Annotated in this window: 13 protein-coding genes; 2 read left to right on the forward strand and 11 right to left on the reverse strand. The window is 67.0% G+C overall.

Annotated elements, in window-relative coordinates; translation table 11 throughout:
• Nucleotides 1–179: 179 nt before the first annotated feature.
• Together cdpA and HW466_RS19150 are read left to right on the forward strand one after the other, a co-directional pair.
• A complete protein-coding gene (cdpA, locus tag HW466_RS19145; protein ID WP_196483266.1) occupies nucleotides 180–1,919 on the forward strand; it encodes a cyclic di-GMP phosphodiesterase CdpA in 1,740 nt (579 codons plus the stop codon).
• 27 nt (nucleotides 1,920–1,946) lie between these two features.
• The gene (locus HW466_RS19150) at nucleotides 1,947–3,458 is read left to right on the forward strand and encodes an HDOD domain-containing protein (RefSeq protein WP_174905849.1); all 1,512 of its coding nucleotides are present in this window, start codon (nucleotides 1,947–1,949) and stop codon (nucleotides 3,456–3,458) included.
• A 70-nt stretch (nucleotides 3,459–3,528) separates the two neighbouring features.
• Here the strand turns inward: HW466_RS19150 and HW466_RS19155 are convergent, their stop codons facing one another.
• From HW466_RS19155 to HW466_RS19205, 11 genes are all read right to left on the reverse strand, one after another.
• Nucleotides 3,529–4,323, reverse strand: coding sequence for an ABC transporter substrate-binding protein (locus tag HW466_RS19155; RefSeq protein WP_059771462.1), 795 nt, complete (start codon nucleotides 4,321–4,323; stop codon nucleotides 3,529–3,531).
• 352 nt (nucleotides 4,324–4,675) lie between these two features.
• Complete coding sequence (astE, locus tag HW466_RS19160; protein WP_174905856.1) at nucleotides 4,676–5,707, reverse strand: succinylglutamate desuccinylase; 1,032 nt, start codon at nucleotides 5,705–5,707, stop codon at nucleotides 4,676–4,678.
• Nucleotides 5,708–5,714: 7 nt separating this feature from the next.
• A complete protein-coding gene (astB, locus tag HW466_RS19165; protein ID WP_059451629.1) occupies nucleotides 5,715–7,055 on the reverse strand; it encodes an N-succinylarginine dihydrolase in 1,341 nt (446 codons plus the stop codon).
• A 14-nt stretch (nucleotides 7,056–7,069) separates the two neighbouring features.
• Complete coding sequence (gene astD / locus HW466_RS19170; protein WP_151004744.1) at nucleotides 7,070–8,533, reverse strand: succinylglutamate-semialdehyde dehydrogenase; 1,464 nt, start codon at nucleotides 8,531–8,533, stop codon at nucleotides 7,070–7,072.
• Nucleotides 8,534–8,540: 7 nt separating this feature from the next.
• Nucleotides 8,541–9,572: an arginine N-succinyltransferase gene (astA, locus tag HW466_RS19175; RefSeq protein ID WP_059502810.1), complete on the reverse strand. Its 1,032-nt coding sequence runs from the start codon at nucleotides 9,570–9,572 to the stop codon at nucleotides 8,541–8,543.
• On the reverse strand, nucleotides 9,569–10,636 hold the full coding sequence (aruF, locus tag HW466_RS19180; protein ID WP_151004746.1) for an arginine/ornithine succinyltransferase subunit alpha: 1,068 nt from the start codon (nucleotides 10,634–10,636) through the stop codon (nucleotides 9,569–9,571). Before aruF ends, astA begins: the two co-directional genes overlap by 4 nt.
• 30 nt (nucleotides 10,637–10,666) lie before the next feature.
• Nucleotides 10,667–11,899, reverse strand: coding sequence for an aspartate aminotransferase family protein (locus HW466_RS19185; RefSeq protein ID WP_059451625.1), 1,233 nt, complete (start codon nucleotides 11,897–11,899; stop codon nucleotides 10,667–10,669).
• 950 nt (nucleotides 11,900–12,849) lie between these two features.
• Complete coding sequence (locus HW466_RS19190; RefSeq protein ID WP_059447649.1) at nucleotides 12,850–13,890, reverse strand: GlxA family transcriptional regulator; 1,041 nt, start codon at nucleotides 13,888–13,890, stop codon at nucleotides 12,850–12,852.
• 21 nt (nucleotides 13,891–13,911) lie between these two features.
• Nucleotides 13,912–14,712, reverse strand: coding sequence for an ABC transporter ATP-binding protein (locus HW466_RS19195; RefSeq protein WP_006488736.1), 801 nt, complete (start codon nucleotides 14,710–14,712; stop codon nucleotides 13,912–13,914).
• Between the two features lie 21 nt (nucleotides 14,713–14,733).
• On the reverse strand, nucleotides 14,734–15,447 hold the full coding sequence (locus HW466_RS19200) for an ABC transporter permease (RefSeq protein WP_059447650.1): 714 nt from the start codon (nucleotides 15,445–15,447) through the stop codon (nucleotides 14,734–14,736).
• Nucleotides 15,444–16,133: an ABC transporter permease gene (locus tag HW466_RS19205; protein ID WP_009690868.1), complete on the reverse strand. Its 690-nt coding sequence runs from the start codon at nucleotides 16,131–16,133 to the stop codon at nucleotides 15,444–15,446. Before HW466_RS19205 ends, HW466_RS19200 begins: the two co-directional genes overlap by 4 nt.

The following is a 16,133-nucleotide window of genomic DNA, read 5'->3' on the forward strand; positions in this document are numbered from 1 at the left end:
CCGCGACCGACCGGTTAAAGATTCCGCGCAGTCTGCCGTTATTCCTTCCGGACAGCCGGTTCCAGCCCTTCACGTCAGCGAGATACATGGAAGCCAACAGGAAACAGACGCCACGCAAGGGCTCCTGGCGCAATGCCTTGCATACGCTGCGCCGCTTCGCCTGGTCGGGCGGCGCGCTGATGCCTGCGCGCGCCGGCGCGCCGCGCCGCGACGACACCGTGCGCAACTGGCTGGAACAGACAGTCGGCACGGTCGATTTCCTCGCTCATGTCGACCGCGAGCTGCGCTTTCTCTACGTGTCCGACGCGAGCCTGCGCTTCATCGGTTATCACCGCGATTACCTGCACACGCTGACGCTGCGCGACCTGATCGCGGAACAGGATACCGCGGCGCTCGAAGGCCTGCTTGCGCGCGCCGCGCGTTCCGGCCAGGTCGAGAAGGCGACGATGTGCATCGTCAAGTCGCTCACCTATCCGCTCGACGTCGAGATCCGCGCGTTCAAGAGCCGCCACCACGGCGTCGACGGCTTCGCGATCGCGGCGTTCGACGTGTCGGCCTGGCGTGCGCTCGAGGCGCGCCTGACGTACGAAATGCACCACGACCCGATGACCGGGCTCGACAACCTGTCCGCGCTCGTGCCCGCGCTGATGCGCGCGCAACAGGCCGCCGACGAAACCGGCACCTGCGCGGCGCTGCTGCTGCTCGACCTCGACGACTATCAGCGCATCAACCGCGCGCTCGGCTACGACGCCGGCGACACGCTGCTGCGTGACACCGCGCAGCGGCTGCAGGCGCTCGTCGCGCCCGACGAGCAGCTCGCGCGCGTCGCGAGCGACAAGTTCGCGGTCGTGCTGACCGCGCCGGACCGCGCGCGCGCGAGCAACGCCGCGGACGCGCTCGCGCGCCGGCTGCAGGCCGCGGTGCGCGAACCTTACGTATACCAGGGGCAGACCGTCCACCTGTCCGCGAGCATCGGTATCGCGCTGTACCCGGACGAACGCGCCGCGCCGCATCGCGCGCAGCATCACAGCCCGCTGCTGCGCCGCGCCGACCATGCGCTCGCGCAGGCCAAGGCGTCGGGCGGCAATGCGCTCGCGTTCCATGAGCCGGTCGACGATCCGGCCGACGCGGAACGACTCAAGCTCGAGGCCGACCTGTACGACGGCGTGCGCAACGGCGAGTTCTCGCTGCACTTCCAGCCGATCACGCGCAGCCAGTCGGGCGCGGTGGACGGCGTCGAGGCGCTGATCCGCTGGCGCCATCCGGTGCATGGCCTCGTGCCGCCGGCGACCTTCATTCCGCTCGCCGAATCGATCGGCCTCATCAACTACCTCGGCAACTGGGTGCTCAAGGCCGCGTGCATGCAGCTCGTCGCGTGGGATCGCCAGGGGCTCGCGCTGCAGTACGTGGCGGTCAACGTGTCGCCGCAGCAGTTCCGCGACCCGCGCTTCACGCAAAGCGTGCGCGAGGCGATCGCGCTGACGGGCATCGACCCGCGCCGAATCGTGCTGGAAATCACCGAAAGCCTGCTGATGCACGATCCGGTGCAGGCGAAGGGGCTGCTCGAGGAGCTGACCGCGCTGGGCATCCGTTTCGCGATCGACGATTTCGGTACCGGCTATTCGAGCCTCGCCTACCTGCAGCGCTTTCCGCTCGCGAAGCTGAAGATCGACCGCAGCTTCGTCGAGAACCTGCTGACGTCGCGCAACGATCGCGCGATCGTGTCGGCGGTGGTCGGCCTCGCGCAGACGCTCGATCTCGAGCTCGTCGCGGAAGGCGTCGAGACCGAGGCGCAGCGCGAACTGCTGACCGAGATGGGCTGCAACCACATCCAGGGCTGGCTCGTCTGTCAGGCGCTGCCGTCCGAGGAGCTCGCGCGGCGCTTCGAGGCGCAGCAGCTGCGCCTGCACGCCGCCTGACGCGCGCGGCGAACCGGATAGATCCGTATGTCAATCACCGCACACCTGCCCCGCACCGCGCTGCTCGACAAGCTGTGGGCCCGGATGAACGAACGGGGCGACTTCCCGCTGCTGTCGGAATCGCTGCGCGCGACGATGGCTGCGATGAAGAACGACGACCTCGATTTCACCGCGCTCGTGCGTGTCGTGCTGTCGGATTTCGCACTCACGCAGAAAGTCCTGCGGCTCGCCAACTCCGCGATGTACATGGCGTTCGGCGGCAACATCACGACCGTCACGCGCGCGTTGATGGTGCTCGGCATGGACACCGTCGGCCATCTCGTCGTCGGGCTCAAGCTCGTCGACCATTTCCATCACAGCACGCCGCGCCGCATCGATGCGAAGCTCGAGCTGAACCGCGCGCTGCTGTCCGGCTGCGTCGCCCGCAAGCTGACCGAGCACGCCGAATTGCGCGGCGGCGAGGAAGCCGTCGTCTGCACGCTGATGCGCCAGGTCGGCAAGCTGCTGGTGGTCTGCTATCTCGACAGCGAATGGGATCGCATCCGCCGCCGCGCGGCCGAGCTGAACGGCGACGAAGCAGCCGCGTGCGTCGACGTGCTGGGCGTCGGCTTCGACGAAATCGGTCTCGAGGCCGCCGCGAGCTGGCGGCTGCCGGATGTGATCCGCGCCGGCATGGCCGACGGCGACGGCGGCAACGCACACGCCGCCGGCGGCGACGAGGACGACATCGACGCGGACCGCCCGCGGCCGCGCGATGCCTGCGCCGACGACAGCGCCGAGCGCGTGCGCTGGCTGCGCGCGGTGAGCCGCTGCTCGACCGACGTCGCCGGTGCGCTCGCGATGCCCGCGGGCCCGCAGCGCGATGCGCGTATCGCGGTGCTCGCGCAGCACTACGGGCAGGAGCTGGACATCGACGCCGACGCGCTGGTGGAAATCGCCGAGCGGCTCGCCCGCGAGGAAGCGAGCGACACCGTGATGCGCGAGATCGTCGAGCTGCGCGCGAACGCCGACGCGATCGCGCGGGCGCAGCCCGAACCCGAGGCATGCCTCGAAGCCGGCCTCGCGGACCTGCGCGCGCTGCCGTCCGAGCACGTGCTGACACCGGTGCTCGCGCTCGCGTCCGAGAGCCTGCTGGCGGGCCTCGCGTTCACGCGCACCGTGATGTTCGTGCGTCGTGAAGACGGTGCGTTCGCCGCGCGGCTCGGCTTCGGCCCGGACGTCGATGCGGCGCTCGAGCGGCTCAGCTTCGACGAGCGCTTCGAGCCGGACGTGTTCCATCTCGCGATCACGAACTCGGTCGGCATCTTCATCGAGCAGGCGCAGGACCCGAAGATGCTGAAGCGCCTGCCCGCGTGGTATCTCGAGGCGCTCCCCGACACGCGCGCGTTCGTGCTGCTGCCGGTACGCGTCGGCACGAAGACGGTCGGCCTGCTGTACGGCGACTGGGCCGGTGCGCAGCCGGCACGCAAGATCACGCAGCAGGAGATGAGCGTGCTCAACGAGCTTGCGCGCGAACTCGGGCGGTTCTTCCCCGCATAACGCACGCGGCGCCCCAAAAGCAAACCGGCCGCAAAAGCGGCCGGCTGCATCGTGCGACGGATCGAAACGCTTACTTGAGCGTGACCGGCACGCTGAAGTACTTCTTCGCGAGGTTGTCGATCGTGCCGTCGGCCTTCAGTTCCTTCAGCGCCTGATCGAGCGCCGTCTTCAGCGCCGCATCGTTCTTGCGCAGGCCGAAACCGACGCCCGAGCCGAGGATTTCCGCATCGCTGACCGTGCCGCCCGCGAAGCCGAAGCCCTGGCCTTGCGGCTTCGTCAGGAAGCCCTTCGAGCCCGCTTCCGAATCCTGGAACGTCGCGTCCAGGCGGCCCGACTTCAGGTCGGCGTAGGCGAGGTCCTGCGTCTGATACGGCACGACGTCGACGCCGGCCGGCGCCCACTTCTTCTTCGCGTACGCTTCCTGGATCGTGCCCTGCAGCACGCCGACGCGCTTGCCTTTCAGCGCTTGCGGAGTCGGCAGCAGGCCGCTGCCCTGCTTCGCGATCAGCTGGTTCGGGATCGTGTAGATCGGATCGGTGAACGCGATCGCGTGCTTGCGCTGCTCGGTGATCGTCATGTCCGAGTTGATCGCGTCGAACTTGCGCGCCTGCAGCGCGGGGATCAGGCCGTCGAAGTCGTTCTCGACCCACACGCACTTCGTCTTCAGCTTCGCGCACACCGCGTTGCCGATATCGATGTCGAAGCCGGTCAGCTTGCCGTCGGGCGTCTTGTATTCGAACGGCGCGTACGAGGCCTCGACGCCGAACCGGATCTCCTTCAGATCCGCAGCCATCGCGCTGCCTGCCGCCACGGCCGATGCCGCCACTACCGCATGCGCGGCCACTTTACGCCAATCCAACTTCATCAGGTGTTCTCCTCGATACTCGAATGTTCCGGAACTACGGGCGCATGCATCATTGCAGGGTCGGATGACATCCACAACGGCGATGCCGCGCCTTGATGCGGCGCAACAGCCGCAAGGCCGCGATTGTACCAACCTGCGCAGCCCGATACGGCAAAGCGGCCGCCGGCACGCGATGCTGCGCTGCGTGCGCGATGACGCCCGAATGCGCCGTCGAACTTGCAAGACGGTGTCGCAAATGCGCAAGGCGCGACACGCGGGCCGTCCGTGCGGCATGCGGGCGCCGACGCAATTCGGGGATGCTGCGGGACGACACGCGCGCGACGGCTCCGTCGCCGCGCGCATCCGTCTTTCGTCAGACGAGTGCGGCGAGCGACTCGCGCGTCGTGTCGACGACGAGCAGCCCCGCGCGCAAACCCGGCTTCACGGTCGGATTCGGAAAGACGATGCGCTCCTCGTCGTGCTTCACCGTGTAGCGGTAGTCGCCGTCCTGCGCGAGCACGGTGCCGCGCGCGAACGCGGTGAAGTTGGCGACGTCGGCCGCGACGAACAGCTCGAGCGCGTCGCTCTGCTTCGTGATCTGGTCGATCACGGTGAACACGCGCGGCAGCGGCGCGTCGGCGTCGCGCGGCGCCCCCGCGACGAGCTTGCGCACCGCACGATCGGCCGGCGCGAAGCGCGACAGGTCGTTCTGGCCGAACGGCCGCACCTTGCCGAGCTCGAGCGTGCACGCGAGCGCGCCGCAATGCTCGGCCGTGTAATGCGAATACGTATTGCCCTTCGCGGTATGCAGCAGCACGGCCGCGATGCGCGCGTCGCCGAGCCATTCGACCATCGCGCGGGCAGGCGGCGTGCCCGTGTGCGGCAGCAGCGCGAACTGTTCGAACACCGATGCGCGAATGGCCGTGTGCATGTCGATGTGCCAGCGCGCGCCGCCGGCCGGCGCGGCCGCGAAGAACGCGGCGGCCGCCGCTTCGAGTTGCGCCGCGCGCGGCGCTTCGCGGCTCGCGCTCATCTGCGCGTGACGGCCGCTGAACAGGCGGTTCAGGTCGTCGTCGAGATAGCGTTCGCCCGCGCGCATCGCCGGCACGTTGCCGAGCACGACGAGCAATCGGCACGCGAGCGGCAGCGTGCCCGCCGCGAGATCGCGCACGAGCGTCGACAGCAGCTCGATCGGCGCGGTCTCGTCGCCATGCACGCCGGCCGACACGAGCACGCTCGCGGCGTCGCCGCCGCGCTCGGCCAGGGCCGGCTCGAGCTGGAGCAGCCCGTCGCCGAGCCATTGCCAGTGCACCGCACCGCCTGCGCACGCACCGTCCGTCACGGCCGGTGCGTCGCCCGCGAGCGTGAACGCGAGGAAATCGTCGAGCAGCGCGGCAGCCGGCATGCGGAACTCAGCGCTGGAAGTCATACAGCGACCCGACACGCAGGATCTGCGTGAGCTCGTCGAGCGCCGTGCGCGATTCGTCGAGCAGCGTCGGATCGGCGAGATCTTCCGGAGCGAGACGATCGCGGTAGTGCTTTTCGATCCACGCGTCGAGCGACGCGAACAGCGTGTCGTTGATCCACACGTTCGACGTGACGGCCGCACGCTCGGCTTCGTTCAGCACGACGCGCAGGCGCAGGCACGCCGGGCCGCCGCCGTTCTTCATGCTTTCGCGCAGGTCGAACACGAGCACGTCGCGGATCGGGCCATTGCCGCCCGCGAGCTGATCCAGGTACGCGGCGACGTTCGCGTTCTCGCGGCACTCCTGCGGCACGACGAGCACCTGCGAGCCGTCGGCGCGCGACAGCAGCTGGCTGTTGAACAGATACGACGTCACCGCGTCGTTCACGCTCACTGCCGCGTCAGGCACCTCGATCACGTTCAGCCGCGCGCCGCGCGCGTCGAGTGCGGCCGTCAGCGTGTCGTAGATCGCCTGCTTGTTGACGAACGCGCGCTCGTGCGTGAACAGCGTGTCGCGGTTGCCGACCGAGATCACGTCGTTGTGGAACACGCCTGCGTCGATCACGTCCGGATCCTGCTGCGCATAGACCGTCGCCGTTTCGGCGAGACCGTGGCGATGCGCGACCGCGCGGCTCGCCTCGAAGGTCTGGCGTGCCGGGAAGCGCTTCGGCTCCGGGCCGCGGCGGTATTCCGCGCGGCCGTACACGAAGAACTCCACGCCCGGCTTGCCGTATTCGGCACAAAAGCGCGTGTGGTTCGCGGCGCCTTCGTCGCCGAGTGCGGGCGTGCCCGTCAGTGCCTCGTGCACCGCGAAGTGCGCGGGATCGGCGAACAGCGTCGACAGCGTGCGGCGCGTCGCCTCGTGCTCGATCGCGCGATGCAGCTTGCTGCACAGGTTGGCCGGCGTGAAGTGCACGCGGCCGTCGCTCGTGTCGGCCGACGGGCTGACGGTCGCCGCGTTCGCGGTCCACATCGCCGACGCCGAGCTCGCCGCGGCGAGGAGTTCAGGCGCCTGCTTCGCGGCCTTCGCGATCACGTCCGCATCCTTGCCGGTGAAGCCGAGCTCGCGCAGCAGGCGCAGCGACGGGCGCTCCTGCGGCGGCAGCACGCCTTGCGCGAAACCGAGGTCCGCGAGCTGCTTCATCTTGCGCAGCCCCTGCTTCGCGGCGGCCTTCGGATTCGCGGCCGACTTCTCGTTGTTGAGCGACGCCACGTTGCCGAACGACAGCCCGGCGTAGTTGTGGGTCGGGCCGACGAGTCCGTCGAAATTGGCTTCTTGTGCGTTCATCGTCGTTCCCTCGATCAGAAATGCAGGCCCGGCGACAGGCTCGCGGGCAAGGTCAATTCGGTGCTCTCCACCGACGCCATCGGATACGCGCAATAGTCGGCCGCGTAGTACGCGCTCGGCCGATGGTTGCCCGAGCGGCCCGTGCCGCCGAACGGTGCGGCGGACGACGCGCCGTTGGTCGGGCGGTTCCAGTTGACGATCCCCGCACGGATCGTGCGGCGGAAGTGGTCCCACGCCTTCGCGTCGTCGGCCAGCAGCCCGGCGGACAAGCCGAACGCCGTGTCGTTCGCGCGCTCGATCGCTTCGTCGAACGTCGCGTAGCGGACGATCTGCGCGAGCGGGCCGAAATGCTCTTCGTCGGGCAGGTTCGCCACGCCGGTCACGTCGATGATCGACGCATTCACGAAACCAAGGCGCGGATCGCGCTGCGTCATCGCGATGATCGGCTTCGCGCCCTGCTCGATCAGGCGCGACTGCGCGTCGACGAGCCTGGCGGCCGCGCGTGCCGAGATCACCGCGCCCATGAACGGCTGCGGATCGGCGTCGAACACGTCGGCCGTGATCTTCGACGTGACGTCGGCGAAACGTGCGAGGAAGCGGTCGCCGAACGCGCCCTGCGGCACGAAGATGCGGCGTGCGCACGTGCAACGCTGGCCGGCCGACAGGAACGCCGACTGGATCGTGTGATGCACGGCCGCGTCGATGTCCTCGACTTCGCCGATCACGAGCGGATTGTTGCCGCCCATCTCGAGCGCCAGCACGATTTCCGGACGCCCGCCGAACTGCTTGTGCAGCAGCGTGCCGGTGTCCGAGCTGCCGGTGAAGAACAGCCCGTCGATCTGCCGATGATTCGCGAGCGCGATGCCCGTCTCCTTTTCACCCTGCACGAGGTTCAGCACGCCGGCCGGCAGCCCGGCTTCCTGCCACACCTCGACCGTCGCGCGTGCGACGCCCGGCGCGAGCTCCGACGGCTTGAACACGACCGTGTTGCCCGCGATCAGCGCCGGCACGATATGGCCGTTCGGCAAGTGGCCGGGGAAGTTGTACGGGCCGAACACCGCGACGACGCCGTGCGGACGATGGCGCAGCACCGCGATGCCGTCGGCCATCTCCTGGCGCTTCTCACCGGTGCGTTCCTGGTACGCCTGGATCGAGATGCCGACCTTCGCGGCCATCGCCGCGACTTCGGTGCGCGCTTCCCACAGCGGCTTGCCCGTCTCGCGGCCGATCGCGGTGGCGATCGCTTCCTTGCGCTCGGTGAGCAGCGCCGCGAAGCGCTTGACGATCGCGCAGCGCGATTCGAAGTCGAGTGCCGACCAGCCGGCGAATGCGCGACGCGCGCTCGCGACCGCGCGATCGACGTCGGCCGCCGATGCACTGCCGCCCTGCCAGGCGACCGCATCGGTGCCCGGGTTGCGCGAAACGAAGACGGGGCCCGAGCCTGCGACCCAGGCGCCGTCGATGAAGAGTTCCGTCATGATTCGTTTATCCCTGTTTGACTTTGAGCGGCAGCACGCGGACCGGGTCGCCGGCCTTCACGTCGAGCGCGGCGGCATCGTCGGCCGACAGCACGAACGCGCCGTTCGCGACCACGCCCGGCGCGACGCCGACGCGGAAATCGCCGAGCGACGTATTCGACACGAGCGACTTCGGTGCGTTTTCGCTGGCGTCGGGCACGCCGATCGCAACGGGCACGACGACGCTCTCGCGCACCGTGCGCAGGTCGTTGACGTGGCATTCGAGCACCGGGCCCGCGTCGAAGATGTCGACGTGGTTCTGATAACGCAGCCCTTCCGCCTCGAGCATCTTGCGGGCCGGCAGCGTGTCGCGGTGCGTGAGGCCGACCGCGTCCTGCGCGTCCTGCGGCAGCAGGTCGACGTACACCGGATAGCGCGGCATCAGTTCCGCAAGGAACGACTTGCGGCCGTGCGAGCTCAGGTAGTCCGCCGCGTTGAAGTCGATCTGATAGAAGTGCGAACCGACCGCGCGCCAGAACGGCGACGTGCCGTCCTCGTCGAAGTGGCCGCGCAGCTCCGCGCAGATACGTTCCGGAAAGCGCTCGCGGAACTGCGCGATGAACATGAAGCGCGAACGCGACAGCAGGCCGCCGACGCCGCCCGTGCGATAGCGCGGGCTCAGGAACAGCGAGCACACTTCCGCGTAGCCCGTCAGGTCGTGCGAGATGTTCAGCGCGTGCATCCGCGTCCACACGCCGAGCTCCTGGCTCGCATGCACGACCGTGCTCACGCGGTAGTTGTAAAACGGCTGCTCGAGGCCGACCTGCGACTCGATCCCGCACACGCCCGCGATGTCGCCCGTCTTCGATTCTTCCATCACGAAGAAGTAGCCGGCTTCGCCCGGCGCGGCCTCGCCGGCGAGCGTGCGGCGCGTGCGTTCGATACGGGCGGCGAGCGCGTCGCGATCGGGCTTGAACGTAGTCAGGCCCGGCCCGGTTTCCTTCGCGAGCGACACGAGCGCGTCGACGTCGCCCGTTTGTACGACCCGAACGACGATCATGCTGCGTCTCCCTTCATGTCTTCATCGTCGCGACGGTGCAGCGGCACGCAGCGCACGACGTCACCTTCCTTCACATCGAGTGCCGCGCGCACGTCACCGGCGAGCGGCGCATGGGCGCCCCGCGCGTCGGCCGTGCCGCCCGGCAGGTCGGCCAGCACGCAGCGGAACGACTCGCCGCTGCCCGTCGACACCATGTATGCGACATCGCCCTGCTGCCGCGCCGCTTCGCGCACGGTGCGCTCCGCGCCGTGCTTCACGCATGCGGTGCGGTCGACCTGCGCGGTCAGCACCGGGCCCGCGTCGAAGATGTCGACAAAGCGGTCCGGCTCGAAGCCTTCCTCGAGATGAATGTCGTACGCGAGCAGTGCCGATTCGTTCGGCTCGCCGAGCACGCGCTGCGCGGCTTCCGGCAGCAGCGGCACGTAGAGCGGATACGCGGGCATCACTTCCGCGATGAACGTGCGGCTGCGGCCGCCCGACGCGATATCGACGTCGGTGAAGTCGCGGCCGAAGAACTTGCGGCCCACCGCTTCCCAGAACGGCGATGCGCCCGTGGCGTCGCTCACGCCGAGCAGCAGCGTGAACACTTCCGGCGTGAAGCGGCGGCGGTTCGCGGCGATGTACATCATCCGCGCGCGCGAGATCAGGTGCGCGGCCGCGTCGCCGCGCAGCGACGGATCGACGTAGAAGCCGGCCAGCCGGCTCTTGCCGGTCAGCTCGTGCGACATCGTGAGCGCGTGGATCTTGCGGTTCACGTGCAGTTCGCGCGACGCGTGGATCAGTGCGTCGTTGCGGAATGCGTAGAACGGCTCCGAGTAGCCGGCCGCGGCCACGATGCTCGCCGTGCCGAGCAGCTTGCCCGTCGACGAATCCTCGAGCACGAACAGGTAGAACTCCTCGCCGGCGAAGTCGACGTCCGCGCGAAACGAATCCTCGGAGAGCGCCACGCGCGCTTCGAGCGCCGCGCGGTCGTGCGGCAGCGAGTGCAGGACCGGCTGCGCGGTGCGCGCCATGTGCGCGAGCGCATCGAGATCCGTGAGTTTGCCGGGGCGAACAAATAGCATCGTCGTTCCTGTCTGCGGTGGGGGCGCCGATCAGCGCGCGGTGGCTTCCTGGGCCGCGAGCACCTGCTCGACCGCCTTCTCGAAGCGCTTCACGCCTTCGTCGAGCAGGTCGAACGGAATCACGAGCGACGGAACGAAGCGCAGCACGTTCGGGCCCGCGATCAGCATGATCAGGCCGTTCTCGGCGGCGGCGGTGACGAAGTCCTTCGCACGGCCGTCGAATGCGGCGGTGAGTTCCGCGCCGACCAGCAGGCCCTTGCCGCGGACGTCCTTGAAGATGCCGAAGCGTGCGTTGATGCGTTCCAGTGCGCCCTTCAGTCGCACGCTGCGTTCGCGCACGCCTTCGAGCAGGGCCGGGTCGGCGATCAGTTCGACGACCTTGTCCGCGATCGCCGACGCGAGCGGGTTGCCGCCGTACGTCGTGCCGTGCACGCCGACCTTGAAGTGCGCGGCCAGTTCGTTCGTCGTCAGCATCGCGCCGATCGGGAAACCGTTGCCGAGTGCCTTCGCGGTCGTGAGGATGTCCGGCGTGACGCCCGTGTCCATGTACGCGTAGAACTGGCCCGTGCGGCCGACGCCCGTTTGCACTTCGTCGAAGATCAGCAGTGCGTCGTTCGCGTCGCAGGCTTCGCGCAGTGCTTTCAGGAACGCCGGATCGGCCGGGATCACGCCGCCTTCGCCCTGCACCGGCTCGACGATCACCGCGCACGTTTGCGGGCCGATCGCGGCCTTCGCGGCTTCGATGTCGTTGAACGGCAGGTGCTTGATGCCGGCCGGCACCGGGCCGAAGCCTTCCGAATATTTCGGCTGGCCGCCGACGCTGACCGTGAAGAACGTGCGGCCGTGGAATGACTGGACGAACGAGACGATTTCGTATTTGTCGGCGCCGTGGCGGTCGAATGCGACGCGGCGGGCCAGTTTCAGCGCGGCTTCGTTCGCTTCGGCGCCCGAGTTCGCGAAGAATGCGCGGTCGGCGAAGGTCAGCGATTCGAGGCGCTTCGCGAGGCGCAGCACCGGCTCGTTCGTATAGCCGTTGCCGATGTGCCAGAGCTTGCGGCCCTGTTCGTCCAGGACCTTCAGCAGTTCCGGATGGCCGTGGCCCAGCGACGTCACCGCGATGCCGCAGGCGAAATCCACGTATTCGCGGCCGGCCGTGTCCCATACGCGCGAGCCCTCTGCACGGTCCGGCACGAACGGCGCGGGAGAAAATACCGGCACCATCACTTCGTCGAATGTCTGGCGGGTCACGGTCGAGGTCGTCATGGTCGTTCCTTTCGGTTTCGTAAGAGGGTTCAACAGGATCAAGTTTAGGTAAGGGTGACGCAAGCGTCTTGCGGATTTGCGACGGGTTCTATCGGAAGCGGTGGGTTCGGGTTTGTTTGATCTTTTTTGGTCGGGGTTTTTGGTGTCGCTTTATTTTGGGGTCGGTTGGGGGGGCGCATTCGGTGGCGTGAAGCACCTGGGATCGTGTCGGTCTATTAGCGTTGCCCCTGCGCGGGGCGGCGGTTACTTTTCTTTGTCTTGCCAAAGAAAAGTAACCAAAAGAAAGGCGCTCGGACAACGCATGACTTCCCGGTGCCATAGTTATCCAAGTGGCCCTCGCCTAAGTGTCCGCGCTAGTCAGGAACCCGGAGTGGTTCGAGCAATGGTTCTGACATCACTCACTGCCACACGGAGCGGTATACCGCCCGCTAGCTCCGTCCTCGCTTCGCTCGGCTGCAAGGTTCTTCGGCCGCAATTCATGCGCCCGTGCCACTTCTGCGAACGTCCACTGATCGGTTTCCTCGATCCAGTCAGGCGCCCGGTGCAGGCAACGGCAAATTCGATTTACTGAATTGATGTGCTTCCACCGCGAGTCGGAAAGATATTCGTCCGATCGCGTTGAGAAAGTTGGGGGGGGGGCGGGTGGACCGGTCGGCCGAGCGAAGCGAGGACGGAGCTAGCGGGCGGTATACCGCTCCGTGGGGTAGTGAGTGATGTCAGAACCATTGCTCGAACCACTCCGGGTTCCTGACTGGCGCCGACACTTAGGCGAGGGCCACTTGGATGGCCATGGCACCGGGAAGTCATGCGTTGTCCGAGCGCCTTTCTTTTGGTTACTTTTCTTTGGCAAGACAAAGAAAAGTAACCGCCGCCCCGCGCAGGGGCAACGCTAATAGACCGACACGATCACAGGTCTTTCACGCCAACAAAAAGCGGCAAGACAAAAAACCTCAATCCTTCCCCCTCTCAACGAGCGCCCCCCCTCTCGGCTCGCCCCCACCGCCGGTCTGCTTCTCGAGCCACGCCCGACGATCTTCCCGAGGCGTAACCCCAAACCGCTCGCGATAAGCATTCGAAAAATGCGCAGCAGAAGAAAACCCGCAAGCGAGACTGACCTGAACCACCGACTTGCTGGTCCGCTGCAACTGGGTCCTTGCCTTGAGCAACCGGAGATTGAGGTAATACTTCGAGGGCATCGCCCCGAGATACTGTCGAAAGAGCCGCTCCAACTGCCGCCGTGAAACGCCCACGAGCCCGGCGATCTCGTCGGTCGTCAACGGATCCTCGACATTGGCCTCCATCAACAGCAACGCATCGTTCAGCCGAGGATGCCGCTCGCCCGGCGCGGTCACGAAAGGAATCCGTTGCCGCTCCTCGCCGCTGCGCAGCGTGCCGGCCCCGAGCGCATCGGCAATGCGCTCGCCCAGATCCGCGCCGTGCTCCCGGCCGATCATGGCCAGCATGAAATCGACGGTCGCCTGGCCGCCCGCGCACGTCGCCCGATCGCGATCGATCTCGAAGATCTGCTGCGTGACGATCGACCGCTCGAACTGCTCGGCGAACTGTTGATACGTCTCCCAGTTCACGCTCACGCGATAGCCGGAAAGCTGCCCGGCCATCGCGAGCCACCACACGCCGTGGTGAATCCCGGTCACCACCGGCGTGCGCTGCCCGACCCGCGCGAGACTCGCGAGAAACAGCCGATAGTCCGCAAACTGCTGAAACCGCTCCGATACGACGATCAGCCAGTCGCACGCGATCGCATCGTTGAACGCCGCATCGGCATGCCACTGCGCACCGCCGGCGAGCGGCACCGGCCGCCCGTCCCACGAACACACCTGCCAGCGATACAGCAAGCGACCGTCGATCTCGTTCGCGAGATGCAACGCATCGACGATCGGACCCACGCCCGACATCGACACGGGCGGCAATGCAACGATCGCCACCTGCGTCGTGCGGGTGGCGCCTGCGGGACGAGACACCGGTACCACGTATGAAACCCGCCCTTCGCGTTACTTGAGACTGCCCGACAGGAACTGCTTCAGACGCTCGCTCTGCGGACGCACCAGCACCTCCTTCGGATCGCCCTCTTCCTCGGTCCGCCCCTGATGCAGGAACATCACGTGGTTCGACACGTTGCGCGCAAAGCCCATCTCGTGCGTGACGACGATCATCGTGCGCCCTTCCTCGGCCAGCTTCTGCATCACCTTCAGCACTTCACCGACCAGTTCCGGATCCAGCGCGGAAGTCGGCTCGTCGAACAGCATCACGTCGGGATGCATCGCCAGCGCCCGCGCGATCGCCACACGTTGCTGCTGCCCGCCCGACAGATGCGACGGATACTGCTTCTCGACGCGCGGCGGCAAACCGACCTTCTCCAGGTACTCCCGCGCACGCTCCTCGGCTTCCTTCTTCGAAATGCCGAGCACGTGCACCGGCGCTTCCATCACGTTCTCGAGCACGTTCATGTGCGCCCACAGATTGAAGTGCTGGAACACCATCGCGAGCTTCGTGCGGATGCGCTGCAACTGCTTGTGATCGGCAACCTCGAGCGCGCCGGCACGGTCAGTCTTCGTGCGCACGGCCTCGCCGTCGACCACGATCTGCCCCGCATTCGGCCGCTCGAGAAAATTGATGCAGCGCAGGAACGTACTCTTGCCCGACCCGCTCGCGCCGATGATGCTGATGACGTCGCCCGCCTTCGCGTTCAGCGACACGCCCTTGAGCACCTCGTTGTCGCCGTAGCGCTTGTGAATGTCGACCGCGGCAAGCTTGACGGAAGCGGACGCGCTCGTTTGAGTGATCTCGGCCAACTGGCTCTCCTCGAAGTGAAATCAATGACGGCCGGCCGCGAGATACGCGAGCCAGTGGCGCTCCGCCCGGCGAAATGCCGCGACGAGTGCGAACGATACCGCAAGATAGATCAGCGCGGCGATTCCGAACGACTGGAACGCCATGTAGGTCGCGGAATTGGCGTCGCGCGCGACCTTCAGGATGTCGGGCACGGTCGCCGTGAACGCGACGGTGGTCGCGTGCAGCATCAGGATCACCTCGTTGCTGTACAGCGGCAGCGCGCGGCGCAGCGCCGACGGCAGGATCACCCGGCGGTACATCGTGAACGGCGACATCCCGTAAGCGCGCGCCGCCTCGACCTCGCCGTGCGGAATCGCGCGAATCGCGCCGGCGAAGATCTCGGTCGTGTACGCACAGGTGTTCAGCGCGAACGCGAGGATCGCGCAATTGAAGCCGCTGCGGAAAAACGCGTCGAGCAACGAATGCGACCGCACGAACTCGAGGCTGTACATGCCCGTGTACATCAGCAGCAGCTGCACGTAGAGCGGCGTGCCGCGGAATACATACGTGTAGAACCGCACCGGCATCGACAGCCATTTCTTCTTCGACACGCGCGCGACCGCGAGCGGCACCGCGCACACGAAGCCGAGCGAGATCGACGCGACGAGCAGCCACAGCGTCACCGCAAGGCCGGAGAGGCGCTGGCCGTCCCAGTAAAGGAACGCCTGGCCGAATTCCTGGAGGATCTCGATCATAGTTCTGCGTGCCGCACGCCCATGGAATAACGCTTCTCGAGCTGGATCAGCACGAGGTTGGAAACGGTCGTGATCGCAAGGTAGATCAGCGCCGCGACGAGGATGAAGAAGAACATGTTGAACGTGCTCTTGCCGGCGTCCTGCGCGGCCTTCACGACGTCCGCGAGACCGATGATCGACACCAGCGCGGTCGCCTTGACGAGCACCTGCCAGTTGTTGCCGATGCCCGGCAGCGCAAAACGCATCATCTGCGGAAACATGATCCGCACGAACACGCGCATCCCGCTCATCCCGTACGCCGCGCCCGCCTCGAGCTGGCCGCGCGGCACCGACAGGAAGGCTCCGCGAAACGTCTCGGTGAAGTACGCACCGTAGATGAAGCCGAGCGTCAGCACGCCGGCGACGAACGGATCGATGTCGATCTGGTCCCAGCCGACGAGGTCGGTGAACTGGTTCAGCCAGATCTGGATGCTGTAGAACAGCAGCAGCATCAGGACGAGATCGGGCACCGAGCGGATCAGCGTCGTATAACCGGTCGCGATCGCTCGCAACACCCGGTTGTGCGACAGCTTCGCCACCGCGCCGATCAGCCCCAGCGCCACCGCGGTGGCAAGGGACAGCACCGACAGCTCGATGGTCTGCACGGTGCCGGCCCAGAGGACGGGACCAAAGCCGTAAAGGAACAC

This window comes from Burkholderia territorii (assembly GCF_902833055.1).
GTDB classification, from domain to species: domain Bacteria; phylum Pseudomonadota; class Gammaproteobacteria; order Burkholderiales; family Burkholderiaceae; genus Burkholderia; species Burkholderia territorii.

Excerpts from the sequence above, each read along its gene's own strand:
- cdpA (WP_196483266.1), top strand. The coding sequence starts at position 180 with ATGCCTGCGCGCGCCGGCGCGCCGCGCCGCGACGACACCGTGCGCAAC.
- HW466_RS19150 (WP_174905849.1), top strand. The coding sequence starts at position 1,947 with ATGTCAATCACCGCACACCTGCCCCGCACCGCGCTGCTCGACAAGCTG.
- HW466_RS19155 (WP_059771462.1), bottom strand. The coding sequence starts at position 4,323 with ATGAAGTTGGATTGGCGTAAAGTGGCCGCGCATGCGGTAGTGGCGGCA.
- astE (WP_174905856.1), bottom strand. The coding sequence starts at position 5,707 with ATGCCGGCTGCCGCGCTGCTCGACGATTTCCTCGCGTTCACGCTCGCG.
- astB (WP_059451629.1), bottom strand. The coding sequence starts at position 7,055 with ATGAACGCACAAGAAGCCAATTTCGACGGACTCGTCGGCCCGACCCAC.
- astD (WP_151004744.1), bottom strand. The coding sequence starts at position 8,533 with ATGACGGAACTCTTCATCGACGGCGCCTGGGTCGCAGGCTCGGGCCCC.
- astA (WP_059502810.1), bottom strand. The coding sequence starts at position 9,572 with ATGATCGTCGTTCGGGTCGTACAAACGGGCGACGTCGACGCGCTCGTG.
- aruF (WP_151004746.1), bottom strand. The coding sequence starts at position 10,636 with ATGCTATTTGTTCGCCCCGGCAAACTCACGGATCTCGATGCGCTCGCG.
- HW466_RS19185 (WP_059451625.1), bottom strand. The coding sequence starts at position 11,899 with ATGACGACCTCGACCGTGACCCGCCAGACATTCGACGAAGTGATGGTG.
- HW466_RS19200 (WP_059447650.1), bottom strand. The coding sequence starts at position 15,447 with ATGATCGAGATCCTCCAGGAATTCGGCCAGGCGTTCCTTTACTGGGAC.